At 65.5% G+C, this 17724-nt stretch carries 16 protein-coding genes; 9 read left to right on the forward strand and 7 right to left on the reverse strand.

Annotated elements, in window-relative coordinates; all coding sequences use genetic code 11:
* The 9 genes from ACIPK7_RS24470 (at position 1) to cobA (ending at position 11972) form a co-directional block, all read left to right on the forward strand.
* Positions 1–579 carry an ANTAR domain-containing response regulator gene (locus ACIPK7_RS24470; RefSeq protein ID WP_192433709.1) on the forward strand — a complete coding sequence of 193 codons (579 nt, stop codon included), beginning with the start codon at positions 1–3 and terminating at the stop codon, positions 577–579.
* A 237-nt stretch (positions 580–816) separates the two neighbouring features.
* On the forward strand, positions 817–1509 hold the full coding sequence (locus ACIPK7_RS24475; RefSeq protein WP_192433711.1) for a polysaccharide lyase family 7 protein: 693 nt from the start codon (positions 817–819) through the stop codon (positions 1507–1509).
* Positions 1510–1607: 98 nt separating this feature from the next.
* Positions 1608–2036 (forward strand): thioesterase family protein, encoded by a 429-nt coding sequence (locus ACIPK7_RS24480; RefSeq protein ID WP_401090738.1) that lies wholly within the window; start codon positions 1608–1610, stop codon positions 2034–2036.
* Positions 2037–2349: 313 nt separating this feature from the next.
* Positions 2350–3561, forward strand: coding sequence for a nitrate/nitrite transporter (locus ACIPK7_RS24485; protein WP_401090740.1), 1212 nt, complete (start codon positions 2350–2352; stop codon positions 3559–3561).
* A 116-nt stretch (positions 3562–3677) separates the two neighbouring features.
* Complete coding sequence (locus ACIPK7_RS24490) at positions 3678–5348, forward strand: protein kinase (RefSeq protein WP_401090742.1); 1671 nt, start codon at positions 3678–3680, stop codon at positions 5346–5348.
* Between the two features lie 268 nt (positions 5349–5616).
* Positions 5617–8067 carry a nitrite reductase large subunit NirB gene (gene nirB, locus ACIPK7_RS24495; protein WP_401090743.1) on the forward strand — a complete coding sequence of 817 codons (2451 nt, stop codon included), beginning with the start codon at positions 5617–5619 and terminating at the stop codon, positions 8065–8067.
* A gap of 55 nt (positions 8068–8122) precedes the next feature.
* Complete coding sequence (gene nirD, locus ACIPK7_RS24500; protein ID WP_192433721.1) at positions 8123–8452, forward strand: nitrite reductase small subunit NirD; 330 nt, start codon at positions 8123–8125, stop codon at positions 8450–8452.
* Between the two features lie 32 nt (positions 8453–8484).
* Positions 8485–11238, forward strand: a complete 2754-nt coding sequence (locus ACIPK7_RS24505) for a molybdopterin-dependent oxidoreductase (RefSeq protein WP_401090745.1) — start codon at positions 8485–8487, stop codon at positions 11236–11238.
* Positions 11235–11972, forward strand: coding sequence for a uroporphyrinogen-III C-methyltransferase (gene cobA / locus ACIPK7_RS24510; RefSeq protein ID WP_192433725.1), 738 nt, complete (start codon positions 11235–11237; stop codon positions 11970–11972). The genes ACIPK7_RS24505 and cobA overlap by 4 nt, the downstream gene beginning before the upstream one ends.
* A gap of 68 nt (positions 11973–12040) precedes the next feature.
* Here the strand turns inward: cobA and ACIPK7_RS24515 are convergent, their stop codons facing one another.
* From ACIPK7_RS24515 to ACIPK7_RS24545, 7 genes are all read right to left on the reverse strand, one after another.
* Positions 12041–13099 carry an OmpA family protein gene (locus ACIPK7_RS24515; protein ID WP_192433726.1) on the reverse strand — a complete coding sequence of 353 codons (1059 nt, stop codon included), beginning with the start codon at positions 13097–13099 and terminating at the stop codon, positions 12041–12043.
* A 109-nt stretch (positions 13100–13208) separates the two neighbouring features.
* Positions 13209–13799 carry an RNA polymerase sigma factor SigX gene (sigX, locus tag ACIPK7_RS24520; protein ID WP_138216354.1) on the reverse strand — a complete coding sequence of 197 codons (591 nt, stop codon included), beginning with the start codon at positions 13797–13799 and terminating at the stop codon, positions 13209–13211.
* 73 nt (positions 13800–13872) lie between these two features.
* Complete coding sequence (locus tag ACIPK7_RS24525) at positions 13873–14697, reverse strand: mechanosensitive ion channel family protein (RefSeq protein WP_045208529.1); 825 nt, start codon at positions 14695–14697, stop codon at positions 13873–13875.
* Positions 14698–14699: 2 nt separating this feature from the next.
* Positions 14700–14948 carry a hypothetical protein gene (locus ACIPK7_RS24530; protein ID WP_017516812.1) on the reverse strand — a complete coding sequence of 83 codons (249 nt, stop codon included), beginning with the start codon at positions 14946–14948 and terminating at the stop codon, positions 14700–14702.
* A gap of 54 nt (positions 14949–15002) precedes the next feature.
* The gene (locus ACIPK7_RS24535; protein ID WP_081516451.1) at positions 15003–16001 is read right to left on the reverse strand and encodes a zinc transporter ZntB; all 999 of its coding nucleotides are present in this window, start codon (positions 15999–16001) and stop codon (positions 15003–15005) included.
* Between the two features lie 101 nt (positions 16002–16102).
* Positions 16103–16591, reverse strand: a complete 489-nt coding sequence (gene rraA / locus ACIPK7_RS24540; protein ID WP_024765711.1) for a ribonuclease E activity regulator RraA — start codon at positions 16589–16591, stop codon at positions 16103–16105.
* 96 nt (positions 16592–16687) lie between these two features.
* A complete protein-coding gene (locus ACIPK7_RS24545) occupies positions 16688–17662 on the reverse strand; it encodes an alpha/beta fold hydrolase (RefSeq protein ID WP_401090748.1) in 975 nt (324 codons plus the stop codon).
* Positions 17663–17724 lie beyond the last annotated feature (62 nt).

Genomic DNA, 17724 nt, shown 5'->3' on the forward strand with positions numbered 1-17724 from the left:
ATGCTGCGCGTCCTGCTGATCAACGACACCCCGAAGAAGGTCGGGCGCCTCAAGGCCGCCCTGATGGAAAGCGGCTTCGAGGTCATCGACGAATCCGGCCTCACGGTTGACCTGGCGCAGCGCGTGGAAGCGCTGCAACCCGACGTGATCCTGATCGACACCGAATCCCCCGGCCGCGACGTGCTGGAGCAGGTGGTACTGGTCAGCCGCGACCAGCCGCGCCCCATCGTCATGTTCACAGACGAGCACGACCCACAGGTGATGCGCCAGGCGATCCGCTCCGGGGTCAGCGCCTACATCGTCGAGGGTATCCAGGCCGAGCGCCTGCAGCCGATCCTCGATGTCGCCATGGCCCGCTTCGAGAGCGACCAGGCCTTGCGCGCGCAACTGCAGGCCCGTGAGCAGCAACTGGCCGAGCGCAAGCGCATCGAGTTGGCCAAGGGGCTGCTGATGAAGATGAAAGGCTGCACCGAGGAAGAGGCCTACACCCTGATGCGCCGCCAGGCCATGGGCCGCCAGCAGAAGCTGGCGCAGGTGGCGGAACAGATCATCGCGATGCACGAGATGCTCGGCCCCTGAGGCTGCCAGCAGGGGCCGGCCATCTGCCAGCGGCGGCACGGCGCGATCATTTCGCCAGTCGCCGAGCTGGCCCCCGCCCCGCCCGCAACGCCCTATTCTGCGGCCGCCCGGTCTTCTGGCCGGGCCCCAGGAGCGTCATCGGCAGGGTTCGATGGCGCATCGAAGTGGCCGCCGCCGGCTAGGCACCTCGGCGCCCACCCGACCTCGCCGCCTGCGCGGCTCAGCAAGGGCAAGCCCATGATCGACCTCTCCACCTGGAACCTCAGCGTTCCCACCGACCCTCGCCCCACCGAAGTCACCACCGAGCAGATTGCCCGCGGCTACCAGAGCCGCTACTTCCAGCGCGGCGGCAGCCAGGTGGTGTTCTGGGTGCCCGTCACCGGCTCGCACACCTCCGACAGCGTCTACCCGCGCAGCGAGCTGCGCGAGACCCTGTCCAACGGCGAGGTCTCCAACTGGTATTACACCCAGGGCGACAACGAGCTGCGCGTGACCATGAGCGTTCAGCAGGTGCCCTCGAAGAACAAGATCATCATCGGCCAGATCCACAGCCGCTCGCCCTATACCGGCGACGGCGAGCCGCTGGTCAAGCTGCAGTACCACTACCTGCCCACCCTGGAGAGCGGACGACTGGAAGCACTGGTGCGCAACCACCCCGACGACAGCGCCAGCATCAACGTCCCGCTGATCGACAACATAGCCCTGGACCAGACCTTCAACTACAGCCTGCGCGTCACCTCGGTGGGCAACCTGGCGATTCGCGTGGAAACCTCCGACGGCCGGGCCAACTACTACCGCAAGATCCTCAGCACTACCTGGTCCAAGCAACTGCTCTACTTCAAGGCCGGGGCCTACATCAACGACAACTACGGCGACAACAGCGAGGGCGCGCGGGTGACCGTCTTCCACCTGAACTCGGCGCACCGCTGATTCGCCATTCACTGGCCTGATGAGGCGCGGGGCGCGCGGACTGCGCGTAGAATGCGCAGCACATCCGCACCACCCGTTGCCTTGTCACCGAGACCGCCATGGCCCGCCTGAAACTGGAATTCCCCGAAGAACTCTTCATCTACGAAACCAAGCTCACCGTCCGCGTCACCGACATCAATGGCGCCAACCACCTGGGCAACGACTCGATGATCTCGATGATCTCCGAGGCCCGTGCGCGCTTCCTGTTCGACTACGGCATCCGCGAGACCGGCATCATCGTCACCGATCTCGCCACCACCTATCGCGCCGAGGCCCACGCCCGCGACCAACTGCTATTCGAAGTCGGCGTGATGGACTTCAACAAGTACGGCGGCGACATCATCTTCCGCATCACCCGCCCGGCCGACGACACCCTGGTGGCCATGGCCAAGTCGGGCTTCGTGTTCTTCGACTACAAGCTCGGCAAGGTCGTACCGATCCCCGAGGCCTTCCGCGACACCTTCCCCAACGTCAACTGGATCGCCTGACGCTCCAGCACAGGGCACGCCGCAGCACGGCGCGCCCTTCGATGGATCATCCATGATCCGACCTCACTATCCATCCCCTTGATCCAACTGGGATTTTTCATCCTGGCCCGCGCCTTGCTCTACACAAGGCGATGGTAATCAACGGCGATTACCCGACTTCGACAAAGGCGTCGCATCCACACCCGCGCAGTGCGGTGGGTGGAGCGACGCCTTTTTCGTTTGCCCCGGCGCAGGGGCTCAGGATCCTCTTGAACCCGGCGGCTGCCACGCGGCGCATGACCGGGCTCCTCTACCGTTGCTGACGAGGTGTTCGATGAACACGAGTTTCTGGAAAGCCGGCCATGCGCCGACCCTGTTTGCCGCCTTCCTGTATTTCGACCTGAGCTTCATGGTCTGGTACGTCCTCGGCCCGCTCGCGGTGCAGATCGCCACCGACCTGCAACTGACCACCCAGCAGCGCGCGCTGATGGTCGCCACGCCGATCCTCTCCGGCGCCATCCTGCGCTTCCTCATGGGTCTGCTGGCCGATCGCTGGTCGCCCAAGGCCGCCGGCATCCTCGGCCAAGTGATCGTCATCAGCGCGCTGTTCGGCGCCTGGCGGCTGGGTATCCACAGCCTGGAGCAGGCGATGATCCTCGGCGTGCTGCTGGGCATGGCTGGCGCCTCGTTCGCCGTGGCGTTGCCGCTGGCCTCGCAGTGGTACCCGCCGCAGCACCAGGGCAAGGCCATGGGCATCGCCGGCGCCGGCAACTCCGGCACCGTGCTCACCGCGCTGTTCGCCCCAGCTATCGCCGCCGCGTTCGGCTGGCAGAATGTCTTCGGCTTCGCGCTGATCCCGCTGCTGGCCACCCTGGTGGTGTTCGCCCTGCTCGCCCGGAACGCCCCGGAACGCCCGCCGGCCAAATCCCTGGCGGATTACCTGAAGGCCCTGAGCGACCGCGACAGCTGGTGGTTCATGTTCTTCTACAGCGTGACCTTCGGCGGCTTCCTCGGCCTCGCCAGCACCCTGCCCGGCTACTTCCACGACCAGTACGGCCTCGACCCGGTGAAAGCCGGCTACTACACCGCCGCCTGCGTCTTCGCCGGCAGCCTGATGCGTCCGCTGGGCGGGGCCCTGGCCGACCGCATCGGCGGTATCCGCAGCCTGCTGGTGATGTACACCGTCGCCTCGATCTGCATCGCCGCCGTGGGCTTCCACCTGCCCAGCGCGGTGGCAGCACTGAGCCTCTTCGTGGTCGCCATGCTCAGCCTCGGCGCGGGCAACGGCGCGGTGTTCCAGCTGGTGCCGCAGCGCTTCCGCCAGACCATCGGCGTGATGACCGGCCTCATCGGCATGGCCGGCGGCATTGGAGGCTTCTGCCTGACGGCGGGTCTGGGCGCAATCAAGCAGGCCACCGGCGACTACCAGATCGGCCTCTGGCTGTTCGCCAGCCTCGGCGTACTGGCCTGGTTCGGCCTGCATGCAGTGAAAGCCCGCTGGCGCACCACCTGGGGTAGCGCGGCCGTTACCGCGGCGCGAGTCTGAACGATGCGCCTTTGTAGGAGCGAGCTTGCTCGCGAACCGCTTGACACCGAAGTCGCCTGGAAATCAGTTCGCGAGCAACAACGATGGCGTCCCCCTCGCTCCTACAGGTGGTGGCGATGACCTTGCAGTTATCCTTTGCCCAGGCCAGCGCCACCGGCCCGCGCGACGAGAACCAGGATGCCCTGCGGGTGGTCACCCCGCCCGCGGGGCTGGCCGCCAGCAAGGGGCACCTGTTCGCCATCGCCGACGGCGTCAGCCACTGCGCCGACGGCGGCCTGGCCGCGCGCCTGAGCCTGCAGACGCTGGCCGCCGACTACTACGCCACCCCCGAGACCTGGGCCGTCGCCCAGGCCCTCGACCGCCTGCTGATCTCGCAGAACCGCTGGCTGCAGGCCAACGGTGGTGGCCAGCCGCTGCTCACCACTCTCACCGCGCTGATCCTGCGGGGCCGGCGCTTCACCCTCGCCCATGTCGGCGACTGCCGCCTGTACCGCTGGCACGCCGGCCAGCTGGATTGCCTGACCCAGGACCACGTCTGGGAACAACCCGGCATGCAGCACGTGCTCAAACGCGCACTGGGCCTCGACCAGCATCTGGTGGTGGACTACTGCGACGGCGAACTGGAAGCCGGACAGAGCTTCCTGCTGGTCAGCGACGGCATCTGGGCCGCCCTTGGCGACAGCGCCATCCAGCGCCTGCTGGAGGATGCGCAGAGCCTGCAGGCCTGCGCCGACGCACTGGTCAGCGCCGCCCACCTCGCCGGCAGCCAGGACAACGCCAGCGCCCTGCTCCTGCAGGTGGACGAACTGCCGCCCGCGAGCCTCGGCGACGCCCTCGCCCAACTCGACCACTGGCCCGCGCCGCCCGCACTGCGGGACGACCAGGAGTTCGAAGGCTGGCAGGTGGAGGGACGACTGGCGCAGTCGCGCCAATCGCTGATCTACCGCGTGCGCGACCGGCAGAACCGTCCCTGGCTGCTCAAGACCCTGCCGCCGGCACTGCGCGACTCCGCGGAAGCCGCCCAGGCGTTGTTGCTGGAGGAGTGGTTCCTGCGCCGCGTGCAGGGCCGCTACTTCCCCGAAGTGCACAGCCTGCCGCAACGGCAGCACCTGTACTACGTGATGCGCGAGCATCCGGGGCAGACCCTGGACGAGCACCTGAAACTCGACGGCCCGCTGAACCTGCCCGACTGGCTCGACCTCGCCCAGCGCCTGCTGCGCGGCCTGGGCCAACTGCACCGGCGTAACATCCTGCACCGCGACATCAAGCCGGAAAACCTGCACTGGGCCGACGACGGCGAGCTGCGCCTGCTGGACTTCGGTCTGGCCTACTGCCCCGGCTTGTCCCAGGAAGACCCGCACGACCTGCCCGGCACCCCGAGCTACCTCGCACCGGAATCCTTCCAGGGCGCGGCGCCGGAGGCCCGCCAAGACCTCTATGCGGCCGGCGTCACGCTCTACCGACTGCTCTGCGGGCACTACCCCTACGGCGAGATCGAAGCCTTCCAGCATCCGCGCTTTGGCACGGCCACCCCGGCCAGCCGCTATCGCCCGGACGTACCGGCCTGGCTCGACGACTGGCTGGCGAAACTGATCGCCGCCCAGCCGCAGCAGCGCTTCGAAACCGCCGAGGAATGCCTGCTTGCCCTGGAGCAAGGCGAACGGCAGGCCCCGGCGCGTCCGCGTCCTCTGCTGGAACGCGAGCCGCTGCGGGTCTGGCGCGGCGTCGCCCTGGCCTCGCTGGCGATCAACCTGGGGCTGCTGTTCTGGCTGCTACACGGGGGCTGAAGTCGCACCAGTTCGGTTCGCAGCGCATCACCTCAGTGCAACAGTCAAAGCCGGAATGCCGAAGGAAGCCTCCCAAAGCCGCGAAAGCCAGGCACTGAGCAAGTTGGCACAGCCCCTGCAATGACCCTGGCAACAATCTACAAAAGCGCGGCCCTCAACGAAGAGGCTCGCACTTCCCGACCGATCGGGACTTGGACAAAGGCGTCCTCGCTGGGTAACCGGCGGGACGCCTTTTTTGTTTTCCGCGATTGCGTGACGGAGCACTGATATGAAAAAGCTCAAGCTCGTACTGATCGGCAACGGCATGGCCGGTGTGCGGACCCTGGAAGAACTGCTGAAGATCGCACCGGACCTCTACGACATCACCGTGTTCGGCGCCGAGCCCCACCCCAACTACAACCGCATCTTGCTCTCCCCCGTACTGGCCGGCGAGCAGGCCTTCGAGGACATCGTCCTCAATGACCTCAACTGGTACAGCGAGAACGGCATCCGCCTGCTGCTCAACCGCAAGGTCACCCGCATCGACCGTCATCGCCGCAAGGTCTATGCCGAAGACGGCACCGAGGCCGAGTACGATCGACTGCTGATTGCCACCGGCTCCAATCCCTTCATCCTGCCGGTGCCGGGCAGCCGCCTGCAGAGCGTGATCGGCTACCGCGATATCGCCGACACCCAGACCATGATCGACACCGCCGGCACCCACAGCCACGCGGTGGTCATCGGCGGCGGCCTGCTCGGCCTGGAAGCGGCCAACGGCCTCAAGCAGCGCGGCATGGACGTCACCGTGGTGCACCTCTCCGACTGGCTGCTGGAGCGCCAACTGGACCGCACCGCCGGCAAGCTGTTGCAGGAAGCGCTGGAATCGCGCGGCATCCAGTTCCGCCTGAACACCCACACAGAAGAACTGATCGACGACGGCAGCGGCCGCGTCTGCGCCATCCGCTTCAAGGACGGCGAAACGATCGCCGCCGACCTGGTGGTGATGGCCGCCGGCATCCGCCCCAACACCGAACTGGCGGAGAAGACCGGCCTGCCCTGCAACCGCGGCATCCTGGTCAACGACACCCTGCAGACCTATGACCCGCGAATCTACGCCCTAGGCGAATGCGCCAGCCACCGCGGCATCGCCTACGGCCTGGTGGCCCCGCTGTTCGAGCAGGCCAAGGTCTGCGCCAACCACCTGGCCATGCTCGGCTTCGCCCGCTACCAGGGCTCGGTGACCTCCACCAAGCTCAAGGTCACCGGCATCGACCTGTTCTCCGCCGGCCAGTTCATGGGCGGCGAAGGCACCGAGACCATCACCCTCTCCGATCCCATCGGCGGCGTGTACAAGAAGCTGGTGATCAAGGACGACGTGCTGGTCGGTGCCTGCCTCTACGGCGACACCGCCGATGGCGGCTGGTACTTCCGGCAGATCCGCGAGAACCACAACGTCGGCGAAATCCGCGACCACCTGATGTTCGGCGAGAGCAGCATCGGCGACGTCGGCCACCAGGGCCAGAACAGTGCGGCGAACATGCCTGACACTGCCGAAGTCTGCGGCTGCAACGGCGTGTGCAAGGGCACCATCGTCAAGGCAATCCAGGAGAACGGTCTGTTCAGCGTCGACGAGGTGAAGAAGCACACCAAGGCCGCCAGCTCCTGCGGCTCCTGCGCCGGGCTTGTCGAGCAGATCCTGATCAGCACCGTGGGCGGCGCGGCGGATGTGAAGCCCAAGAGCGAAAAAGCCATCTGCGGCTGCAGCGACCTCAACCACGGCCAGGTGCGCCAGGCGATCCGCGACCATCACCTGATCACCCTGAGCGGCGCCATGCGCTTCATGGACTGGCGCACCCCGGACGGCTGCGCCACCTGCCGCCCGGCACTGAACTACTACCTGATCTCCACCTGGCCGGGCGAAGCCAAGGACGACCCGCAGTCGCGCCTGATCAACGAGCGCGCCCACGCCAACATCCAGAAGGACGGCACCTACTCGGTGGTCCCGCGCATGTGGGGTGGCGTCACCAACGCCGCCGAACTTCGGCGCATCGCCGACGTCGCCGACAAGTACCAGGTACCTATGGTCAAGGTCACCGGCGGCCAGCGCATCGACCTGCTGGGTATCAGGAAGGACGACCTGCCGGCGATCTGGAAGGAACTGGACATGCCCTCCGGCCACGCCTACGGCAAGTCCATCCGCACCGTGAAGACCTGCGTCGGCAGCGAGTTCTGCCGCTTCGGCACGCAGAACTCGACCCAGCTGGGCATCGACCTCGAGCACGACCTGTTCAACATGTGGTCGCCGCACAAGGTCAAGCTGGCGGTCTCCGGCTGCCCGCGCAACTGCGCCGAGGCCGGCATCAAGGACATCGGCATCATCGGCGTGGATTCGGGCTGGGAGCTGTACATCGGCGGCAACGGCGGGATCAAGACCGAGGTGGCGGAGTTCTTCGTCAAGCTCAAGACCTCCGACGAGGTCCGCGAGTACAGCGGCGCCTTCCTCCAGCTCTACCGCGAGGAAGCCTTCTACCTCGAACGCACCGTGCACTACCTGCAGCGGGTCGGCATGGAGCGCATCAGGAAGGCCGTGCTGGAAGACGCGGAAAACCGCAAGGCGCTCAATGCCCGCCTGCAGTTCTCCCTGTCGCTGGAGCAGGACCCGTGGCAGGAGCGCATCGCCCAGCAGCCGCTGAAGAAGGAATTCGAACGGATTCCTCTCAAGCAGCTGGAACCCGCCTGAGTGCCCGCCGGCCCCGCCACCGGGGCCCCTACTACCCGATTGCCGGAGACACCCCATGAACTGGTTAGACATCTGCGCCCTGGACGACATCAACCCGCTGGGCTCGCGCGTCATCGCCGGCCCCAAGGGCGACATCGCGATCTTCCGCACCTCCGATGACGAGGTCTTCGCCCTCGACGACCGCTGCCCGCACAAGGGCGGACCGCTGTCCCAGGGCCTGATCTACGGCAAGCGCGTGGCCTGCCCGCTGCACAACTGGCAGATCGAACTGGAAAGCGGCGAGGCCGTGGCGCCCGACCAGGGCTGCGCCCATCGCCACGAGGTGAAGATCGAGGATGGCCGTGTGCTGTTGGCCCTGCGCGACAACCTGGCCCACTGCGCCTGACCCCAGTATTTGATTCAGAGCGAGGCCGCGCCATGACTCCGAACCTTCGCACCACCGCCTCCACCTGCTGCTACTGCGGCGTGGGTTGCGGTGTACTGATCGAGCACGACGACGAGCGCATCCTCGGCGTTCAGGGCGACCCGCAGCATCCGGCCAACTTCGGCCGCTTGTGCAGCAAGGGCTCGACCCTGCACCTCACCGGCGATGCGGATGCCCGCGCGCAGTTCCCGGAGCTGCGCCTGGGCAAGGGCCTGTCGCGCGCCCGCACCGACTGGGACACCGCGCTGGAGCATGCTGCCGGCGTCTTCGCCGAAACCCTCCGCGAGCACGGGCCGGACAGCGTGGCTTTCTACGTCTCCGGCCAGTTGCTGACCGAGGACTACTACGCCTTCAACAAACTGGCCCGCGCCCTGGTCGGCACCAACAACATCGACAGCAACTCGCGCCTGTGCATGTCCTCGGCAGTGGTCGGCTACAAGCGCAGCCTGGGCGCGGACGCCCCACCCTGCAGCTACGAGGACATCGAGTTGGCCGACTGCGTGATGATCGCCGGCAGCAACATGGCCTACGCCCACCCGGTGCTGTTCCGCCGCCTGGAAGAGGCCCGCGCACGTCGCCCACAGATGAAACTGATCGTCATCGACCCGCGCGTCACCGACACTGCCGAGCAAGCCGACCTGCACCTGGCGATCCTGCCCGGCACCGACGTGGCGCTGTTCCACGGCATCCTGCATATCCTGCTCTGGGAAGGCTGGATCAACCGCGCCTTCATCGATGCCCACACCGACGGCCTGGATGAACTCAAAGCCCTGGTGCGCGACTACGGGCCCTTGGCCGTGGCGGAAATCTGCGGCATCGCCGCCGACGACCTGCAGCGCGCAGCCCAGTGGATCGGCCAGTCGCCTTCCTTCCTCTCGCTCTGGTGCATGGGGCTGAACCAGTCCACCGCCGGCAGCGCGAAGAACAGCGCGCTGATCAACCTGCACCTGGCCACCGGGCAGATCGGCCGCCCCGGCGCCGGCCCCTTCTCCCTCACGGGCCAGCCCAACGCCATGGGCGGGCGCGAGACCGGCAGCCTGTCCAACCTGCTGCCCGGCCACCGCGAGGCGGCCAACGCCGAACACCGTGCCGAAGTGGCGGCTTACTGGGGTGTCGAACAACTGCCGGAGAACCCCGGCCTGAGCGCCATCGAACTCTTCGACGCCGTACGCGACGGGCGCATCAAGGCCCTGTGGATCGCCTGCACCAACCCGGCTCAATCACTGCCGGACCAGACCCGCGTGCGCGAAGCCCTGGCCGCCTGCCCCTTCGTCATCGTCCAGGAAGCCTTCACCACCAGCGAGACCTGCCAGTACGCCGACCTGCTGCTGCCGGCCGCCAGTTGGGGCGAGAAGGAAGGCACGGTGACCAACTCCGAACGCCGCATCAGCCACGTGCGCCCGGCCATCCCGGCCATCGGCGAAGCACGGGCGGACTGGAACATCGTCTGCGACTTCGCCCGCCGCCTGGAGCAGCGCCTGCGCCCCGGCAAACCCAGCCTGTTCGACTTCGACTCGCCGTCCGCACTGTTCGACGAATACAAACTGCTGACCCGTGAGCACGACCTCGACCTTTCCGGCATCGACTACGCGCTGCTGGACAGTCGCGGGCCGCAGCAATGGCCGTTCCGCCCCGGCGCAACGTGCGGTACCGAGCGCCTGTACGGCGACGGCCAGTTTCCCACCGCCAATGGCCGCGCCCGGTTGATCGCCGAGCCCTACCGCGCGCCGAAAGAGCAGCGTGACGCGCGCTATCCGCTGATCCTCAACACCGGCCGCCTGCGTGACCAGTGGCACGGCATGACCCGCACCGGCACCGCGCCGCAACTGTTCGGCCACGTGGAAGAAGCCGTGCTCGGCCTGCACCCGGATGAACTGCGCCGCCGGCGCCTGCGCGACGGCCAACTGGTGCGCCTGCACAGCCGCCGGGGCGAGCTGGTGCTGCCGGTGCAGGCTGACGACCGCCTGCGCCCCGGCCAGGCCTTCCTGCCGATGCACTGGGGCGACCGCTTCCTCAAGGGCCTGGGCATCAACGTGCTCACCCTGCCCGCGGTGGACCCGCTGTCCCGCCAACCCGAGTTGAAACACGCCACGGTGGAGGTCAGCCGCATCGAGCTGCCCTGGCAGTTCTTCGCGCTGGTGGAAGGTGAGGTGCAGAAGCGCTTCGACGCCCTGCGCCCGCTGTTCGAAGACCTGCGCTACGCCAGCTTCAGCCCTACCGGCCGTGAACGCCCGGCACTGGTGATCCGTGCCGCGCACCACGAAGCCCCCAGTGCGGAGTGGCTGGCCCGTATCGACGCCCTGCTCGACCTCGGTTCCGGCCCGGTCATGGCCTATGACGACCCGCGCCGCACCGTCGGCAAACGCGTGCGTATCGAACAATCGCAAATCGTCTCGCTGCGGCTCGCCGGTGAAACCGCCGCTCGCGCCTGGCTGCGCGAATTGTGGAAGGAAGGCCGCGCCGACCAGGAACTGCGCCGCTGGCTGCTCGCCCCGCTCAGTGCTGCCCCGGGCAAAGCCGGCGCAGCAGCGGACAAGACCCTGTGCAACTGCCTGAACGTCAGCCAGAGCCGCATCCAGGCCGGAATCGACAAGGGCCTCGACCTGGAAGGCCTCAAATGTGAGCTCAAGTGCGGGACCGCCTGCGGCTCCTGCGTACCGGAAATCAAGCGCCTACTGGCTCAAGAGCCACTGGCAGATACGCCTGAATCAAGCCGCGAAGACGGCAGCCTGAGGAGAACGGCATGAGTGGAAAAGTCTGGCTGATCGGCGCCGGCCCCGGGGACCCGGAGCTGCTGACCTTGAAGGCCGTCCGGGCCATGGCTCAGGCCGACGTGGTGCTCATCGACGACTTGGTGAATCCGGCGGTGCTGGAGCACAGCCCTTCGGCGCGAGTGATTTGCGTCGGGAAACGCGGCGGCTGCCGCTCCACCCCGCAGGACTTTATCCACCGCCTGATGCTGCGCTACGCCCGCCAGGGGCGCCGCGTCGCACGCCTGAAAGGCGGCGATCCGTGCATCTTCGGCCGTGGCGGTGAAGAAGCTGACTGGCTGATTGCGCGGGGTATCGATTGCGAGTTGGTCAACGGCATCACTGCCGGGCTGGCAGCAGCGACTCAGTGCGGCATCTCCGTAACCCTGCGCGGCGTCAGCAGGGGCGTGACCCTGGTGACCGCGCACACCCAGGACGACAGCCCACTGAACTGGCGCGGCCTGGCCGAAGGCGGAACAACGCTGGTGGTTTACATGGGCGTGGCGAAACTGGCGGAAATCCGCGACGGACTGCTCGAAGGCGGCATGGCGGCCGGCACGCCGGTGGCGATGATCGAGAACGCTTCCCTGCCCACCCAACGCGAATACCGCAGCCAGTTGGGCGACATGCTCGAAGACGCCCATAGCTTCGCCCTGAAGAGCCCGGCAATCCTGGTGATCGGCGAAGTCGCCGCCGCTGCCCAGCAGGCAATCCTGGCCCGCTCCGCCTGAAGCTCACATTTCCTGCAGGCAAAGAAAAACCCGGCCTAGGCCGGGTTTTTCTCGTCAGCTCAGACCAATTACTTGGCTTGGGCTTCCACTTCGGCTTCTACGCGGCGGTTAACAGCGCGGCCTTCGGCGGTTGCGTTGTCAGCAACCGGACGGGACTCACCGTAACCAACAGCGTTTACGCGGCCGCCTTCAACACCGTACTCGTTGACCAGTACGTCACGAACGGCGTTGGCACGACGCTCGGACAGCTTCTGGTTGTAGGCGTCGGTGCCGACGGAGTCGGTGTGGCCTTCAACGGTGGTGGAGGTGGACGGGTACTGCTTCATGAAGTCAGCCAGGTTTTTGATGTCAGCGTAGCTGTTCTCTTTAACCTTGGACTTGTCGAAGTCGAACTTCACGTCCAGCTGAACACGAACGACTTCGGCAACAGCCGGGCAGCCGTTGGCGTCAACGGTGACGTTGGCCGGGGTGTTCGGGCACTTGTCGACGTTGTCGCAGACGCCGTCGTTGTCAGAGTCGGAGCAGACTTCAGCAACCGGCTCGGGAGCCGGGGCCGGCTTGGCGCCGCCGCCGAAGTTCATGCCGACGCCCAGGCCAGCCATCCACTCGCCCTGGTGACCGTTCTGACGCTGCTCCAGGCCATACTGACCGTCGAGGCTGGCTTTGGCGTAGAAGTTCTCGGTGAAGTAGTACTTCAGGCCGGTGCCGATCATGGCCATGGTCAGGTTCTGACGGCTGCCATTGGCATCGCTGATGTTGGTCAGGCTCTGGTGGCCGATACCTGCGGAAACGTACGGACGCAGGTTGCCAGCACCCGGAGTGCCGAAGTGGTAGATGGCGTCCAGAGTGCTCAGGTTGCCATGGACCTTCTTGTTGCCGGTCTCGTAGGTGCCACGTACGTCGTGGTACTCACCGTAGGACAGAGCCAGCTCGACGTCGTCGGTCAGGAAGTAACCAACGGAGCCGCCGTACAGGTCCGCGTTCTTCATGTTGCGGGTGCTGTCGGTGAAGTAGCGCTTACCGAATGCTTCGACTTCGACGGCGCCCTGGCCTTGAGCGAAGGCATTGACAGCGGCGCTGGCGATCAGCGAGCCAACTACGACGCCTAAGGTGTTCTTCAGTTTCATCCGTTAAATCCCCATCTTGGTGGTCAATAAGTTGTCCTAACCATAGGCCGTACAACTTGGGTGGCAAGTTTATCAGAACTTGCCAAACAGAGAGACAATATTTCCCGGACTAAGATTCCGTCACATTCGAAAACTTTTCTCTCATTCGATCGAGTGCACGTTTGTAGCGCATCTTCGTAGCGCTAAGCCCCATGTGCATGATGTCGGCGATCTCCTGGAACTCCAGTTCCGCAACAAATCGAAGCACGAGGATTTCCCGATCAATGGGATTGACATGAACTAGCCAGCGGTCTAGTCCACCCCGTTCTTCGACTTTCGGAGCTTTCTCTTCAGAAGCTTCCTCGATGGGATCCAGACTCAGCGCATCGAGCAATCTGCGTTTACGCCGTTCCTTCCGATACTGGGTAATGCACTCGTTGTAAGTGATGCTGTACAGCCAGGTCTTGAACTTCGACTTCCCCTCGAAGTTCTTCAGACCATACAGCACCTTGAGCATGACCTCTTGACACACATCATCGGCGTCCCGGTCATTGCCCAGATAGCGCGCGCAGACGTTGAAGAGCGTGCGCTGGTAGCGGCGCATCAGCTCTTCATAGGCCCGCGTCACGTGGTAGAGCTCCTCGTGGGAACGCTCCACCAGCTCCTCGTCGGTGAGCTGGCGCGGGTCATAGCGCAAGGACAGTGATTGCGGCTTGTTCAAGTCGGGTCGGGCCAGGTCAAGTCAGCGTCCGGCGCGGCTTTGCAGAAGCCGTACCGGTAATCGGTCATCATCTTCAGCGACTGGTTACACGCTGATCGAGCAGGATGCGGTTGGCGATCGACACCAGCTCACCCTCATCTGTCAGCAGGATAGTCTTGATGGTACCAATTTCCTCGATGATGCCTTCGACATCAGCCACTTTCACCTGTTGTCCGACCTGATACAGCTCGCGCACGTAAATGCCCGCGATGATCTGCCCCGCCACCTCGCGGCTGCCCAGGCCCAGGGCCAGGGCGGCGGCCAGGCCGATGGTGATCAGCACGATGGCAATGATGTAGTTCAGCAGGTCGGTCTTGACCTCGAGCTGGCCGATAGCCACCGAGATGCTGATGATTATGACGAGCCACTGGGCAACGCGGCCCAGGCCATTGGCGTACTCCAGGCCGACACCGTCGGCAGCGCCGCGCACCAGGCTGTTGGCCAATTGGGCAAGCAGGATGCCGACGATCAGCACCAGTGCCGCGCCGAACACCTTGGGCAGGTACAGCGCGAGCATGTCCAGGGTCGCCGAGACGCGCTGCAGGCCGAGGGATTCCGCCGCGGAAACGAGGAATACCAGCAGCACGAACCAGTAGATGATCTTGCCAATCAGGGTCGAGACCGGCACCTGGATGCCGGCGCGGGCCAGCAGCTTGGTCAGGCCGGTACCCGCCATCAGGCGATCCAGGCCGAGCTTGGCCAGCAGCTTGGAGAGCAGCGCATCGAGCAGTTTGGCGACGACGAAGCCCAGCAGCACGATCACCAGCGCGGCGAGCAGGTTCGGGATGAACCCGGCCAGCTTACCCCACAGGGTGTTCATGGCGGTGAGCAGGCTTTGCGTCCAGATGTCGAATTGCATGTTCAGTCGGCCTTGTCAGCGGAAGGGGCGGAATTCTGCGCGTGGCGCGAGACGGGTGCAAGATGTGCGGCGCCTCGACTCACGCCGATGGACAGGGCCTGGAACCAATGCCCCATCAGGCTGAACAGATCGCCCGCGCCCACCTGGCGGTTGGCGGTCTTCAGGACGCGATCCAGGCGCGAGTCGTCTCCCGGCTGTTCCGGGGGCATTCGCAGCAGATCGCGCAAGGATTCTTCAAATGGGTCGTGCATACGCACCTCGCCTGTGTGAGGTGCTTGACGCCCCCACCACCTCGAAAGTCACACCTAGAGCCAACGCATGCGGCGGAATATCCACCATTGGAAAGCCACTATCCCGAGGATCACCAGGCAGGCCACGGCGAAGCCGTAAGGTGCGCTGGAGCCGGGAATGCCGCCGACGTTGATGCCCAGGAGACCGGTCACGAAGCTCATGGGCAGGAAAAAGCCGGTAATGATACCAAGCAGGTACATGGTGCGGTTCATCCGCTCGGTAATTCGACGATGTTCGGCTTCCTGGATCAGGCTGATGCGCTCGCGCACCAGCTCCAGTTCTTCCAGGTTGCGGGTCAGGCGGTTGTAGAGCTCGTTCCAGTAGTCGGCGTCGTCGGCCACCGTCCAGGAAGCCTTGAACCGGACCATCTGCGAGTAGATTTCCCGCTGCGGCGCCAGGTAACGGCGCAATCCCGCGGCACGTCGCCGCAAGGTGCGCAGCTGGTGCTGGTCGGGAATGCTGCGCTCGTCTTCCTCGATGGCCTCTTCCATCGCGTCGAGCTGATCAGCCAGGCCGCCGATCAGGGTATCGACGCGGTCGGTGAGGTAGTGGGCGAGGTACAGCACCACTTCCGAGGCCGTCTTCGGGCCGGTGCCGGCGTCCAGGTCGGCGCGCAGGTCGGCCACCGCCTTGAGCGGACGCAGGCGCAGGGAAATCACGCGCTGCGACTCGGCATAGACCCGCAGCGAGACCATGTCCTCGGGCACCGCGCCGGGGTTCAGGTTGACCCCGCGCAGGAACAGCAGCAGGCGCTCGCCCCCCAGGTCGACCAGGCGCGGGCGGGTAGCCTCTTCCAGCAGCAGGTCGCAGGCGAATTCGTTCAGACCGCTGGACTCGCGCAGCCAGGACTGGGCTTCGGGCACACCGCGATCCCAGTGCACCCAGAGGCTTTCCTCGGGCTTGAGATCCAGCAGCGGCAACTCGCTACGGGTGATCCGCCGGCCACCACCGTGGCCGTCCAGCACGAAGCCGTCGATCAGTCCGCGTTCCGTGCCGCTCTCGTACTGCTGCATGCGCTTTTCCTTCGCTCAAGGTCGCTTGCGCGAGGCCCCATGAAAAATGCCGGAAGCTTTCGCTCCCGGCATTGACCCGAACTTTACCTGGAAGGTTCGAATTATTCCGGCATTTTCAACGCTTTAGGCGAAACGATGATGCCGTTGTTGTCGGCATAGACGAACTCGCCCGGGCGGAAGGTGATGCCGCCAAAGGTCACGGCCACGTTGAGGTCGCCGATGCCGCGCTTGTCGGTCTTCATCGGGTGGCTGGCCAGCGCCTGCACGCCCAGATCGGTCTGGGCGATCACGTCGACGTCACGGATACAGCCGTACACCACGATACCTTCCCAACCGCTCTTGGCGGCCTTTTCGGCCAGCATGTCACCCAGCAGTGCACGGCGCAGCGAGCCGCCACCGTCCACCACAAGGACCTTGCCCTTGCCGTCCTTCTCGACCTGCTCCTTGACCAGCGAGTTGTCCTCGAAGCACTTGATGGTGACGATTTCGCCACCGAAGGAGTCCCGTCCGCCGAAGTTGCTGAACATCGGCTCGACGACCTGGACCAGCTCCGGGTAGGCATCGCACAGATCGGGGGTGACGTAATGCATGGAGAAGCTCCTCTTGATGAAATCCGGCAGGGTTTCAGGCCTGGATGTGACCGAAAGCCGCAATGGCGTCACAGTCTACTCCCTGCCACGTCAAGCTCAAGCCTGCGCCAGAGCGCCCTGCCCTTCCGGCAAGCCGCTGTGCTCCAGCCAATATTGCAGCAGCGGCCACACTTCACGCTGGGCCCCCTTGCTGATCAGCATCTCGACGTGGCCGAAATCTTCCGAGAAGCCGTGGCGGCGGCCCAGGTGCAGGAACTGCCGAATCTCGGAGCCGAACTGCTCCAGCAACTTGCGACAGGCCCAGGCCGGGTCCTGGATATCGCCATCGGAGCCGATGGCCAGCACCGGCAGGGAAACCTTCTGCAAACCGCCCCACCAGTCGTTGTCCTTCTCGCCGAAGCGGCCGAACAGGCTGTACCAGTGCAGGGCCTCGAGGGCGAGTCCCAACGGCTCGTCCTCCGGACCGCGCTTGAGTCGCGAACCGGACAGCCCGCCCATGCGTTTGAGCAGCAAGCGCCCGCCCCAGGCCACGGGCGGCAGCTTCAACGGCCAGTAGGTGCGGCTGATCTGGCTGCCACACAGCGCCGCGCTGGCGGCCTGCTGCTCACCCAGGTAGCCGCCCCCCAGCGCCGCAGCCAGGGTGACGCCACCCAGAGAGTGCCCGACCCAATGCGGCGCCTGGCCGCTCTGCTCGACCACGAAATTGGCGATGGCAGGCAGGTCGAAGCGCGCGTAGTCGGCAACGCGATTGCGATCGTAGTCCTCGTTACGCGGCGACAGGCCATGGCCACGCATCTCGGCGATCCAGACATCGAAGCCGGCACGCGCCAGATACGCACCCAGGCCAATACCCTTGGGCGAGAACCAGAAGCGACGGTTGGAGAAGCTGCCGTGCAACAGGATCACCGGCACGCCACGCCGCCCTTCGGGGCGACCGAGACGGGTGACCGCCAGCTCGACGCTGGAGTCCGGGCTGTTGTTCGGCTTGAGGCGGTAGACGTCCTCGGTGAGGTCGCCGCGCAATTCCGCGCTGACTAGCGCGACGGGGAAGAGTTGACTGCTGCTTTGCATGGAATCGCTTGCATAAAAAAGGGCGGGTGAAATCACCCGCCCCTCTCAGGATGGAGAAGGAA

Origin of the sequence: Pseudomonas sp. NPDC086581 (assembly GCF_044746165.1) — a bacterium.
Taxonomy (GTDB): domain Bacteria; phylum Pseudomonadota; class Gammaproteobacteria; order Pseudomonadales; family Pseudomonadaceae; genus Pseudomonas.

Coding starts and splice junctions, on each gene's coding strand:
- ACIPK7_RS24470 (WP_192433709.1), top strand. CDS start 1: ATGCTGCGCGTCCTGCTGATCAACGACACCCCGAAGAAGGTCGGGCGC.
- ACIPK7_RS24475 (WP_192433711.1), top strand. CDS start 817: ATGATCGACCTCTCCACCTGGAACCTCAGCGTTCCCACCGACCCTCGC.
- ACIPK7_RS24480 (WP_401090738.1), top strand. CDS start 1,608: ATGGCCCGCCTGAAACTGGAATTCCCCGAAGAACTCTTCATCTACGAA.
- ACIPK7_RS24485 (WP_401090740.1), top strand. CDS start 2,350: ATGAACACGAGTTTCTGGAAAGCCGGCCATGCGCCGACCCTGTTTGCC.
- ACIPK7_RS24490 (WP_401090742.1), top strand. CDS start 3,678: ATGACCTTGCAGTTATCCTTTGCCCAGGCCAGCGCCACCGGCCCGCGC.
- nirB (WP_401090743.1), top strand. CDS start 5,617: ATGAAAAAGCTCAAGCTCGTACTGATCGGCAACGGCATGGCCGGTGTG.
- nirD (WP_192433721.1), top strand. CDS start 8,123: ATGAACTGGTTAGACATCTGCGCCCTGGACGACATCAACCCGCTGGGC.
- ACIPK7_RS24505 (WP_401090745.1), top strand. CDS start 8,485: ATGACTCCGAACCTTCGCACCACCGCCTCCACCTGCTGCTACTGCGGC.
- cobA (WP_192433725.1), top strand. CDS start 11,235: ATGAGTGGAAAAGTCTGGCTGATCGGCGCCGGCCCCGGGGACCCGGAG.
- ACIPK7_RS24515 (WP_192433726.1), bottom strand. CDS start 13,099: ATGAAACTGAAGAACACCTTAGGCGTCGTAGTTGGCTCGCTGATCGCC.
- ACIPK7_RS24525 (WP_045208529.1), bottom strand. CDS start 14,697: ATGCAATTCGACATCTGGACGCAAAGCCTGCTCACCGCCATGAACACC.
- ACIPK7_RS24530 (WP_017516812.1), bottom strand. CDS start 14,948: ATGCACGACCCATTTGAAGAATCCTTGCGCGATCTGCTGCGAATGCCC.
- ACIPK7_RS24535 (WP_081516451.1), bottom strand. CDS start 16,001: ATGCAGCAGTACGAGAGCGGCACGGAACGCGGACTGATCGACGGCTTC.
- rraA (WP_024765711.1), bottom strand. CDS start 16,591: ATGCATTACGTCACCCCCGATCTGTGCGATGCCTACCCGGAGCTGGTC.
- ACIPK7_RS24545 (WP_401090748.1), bottom strand. CDS start 17,662: ATGCAAAGCAGCAGTCAACTCTTCCCCGTCGCGCTAGTCAGCGCGGAA.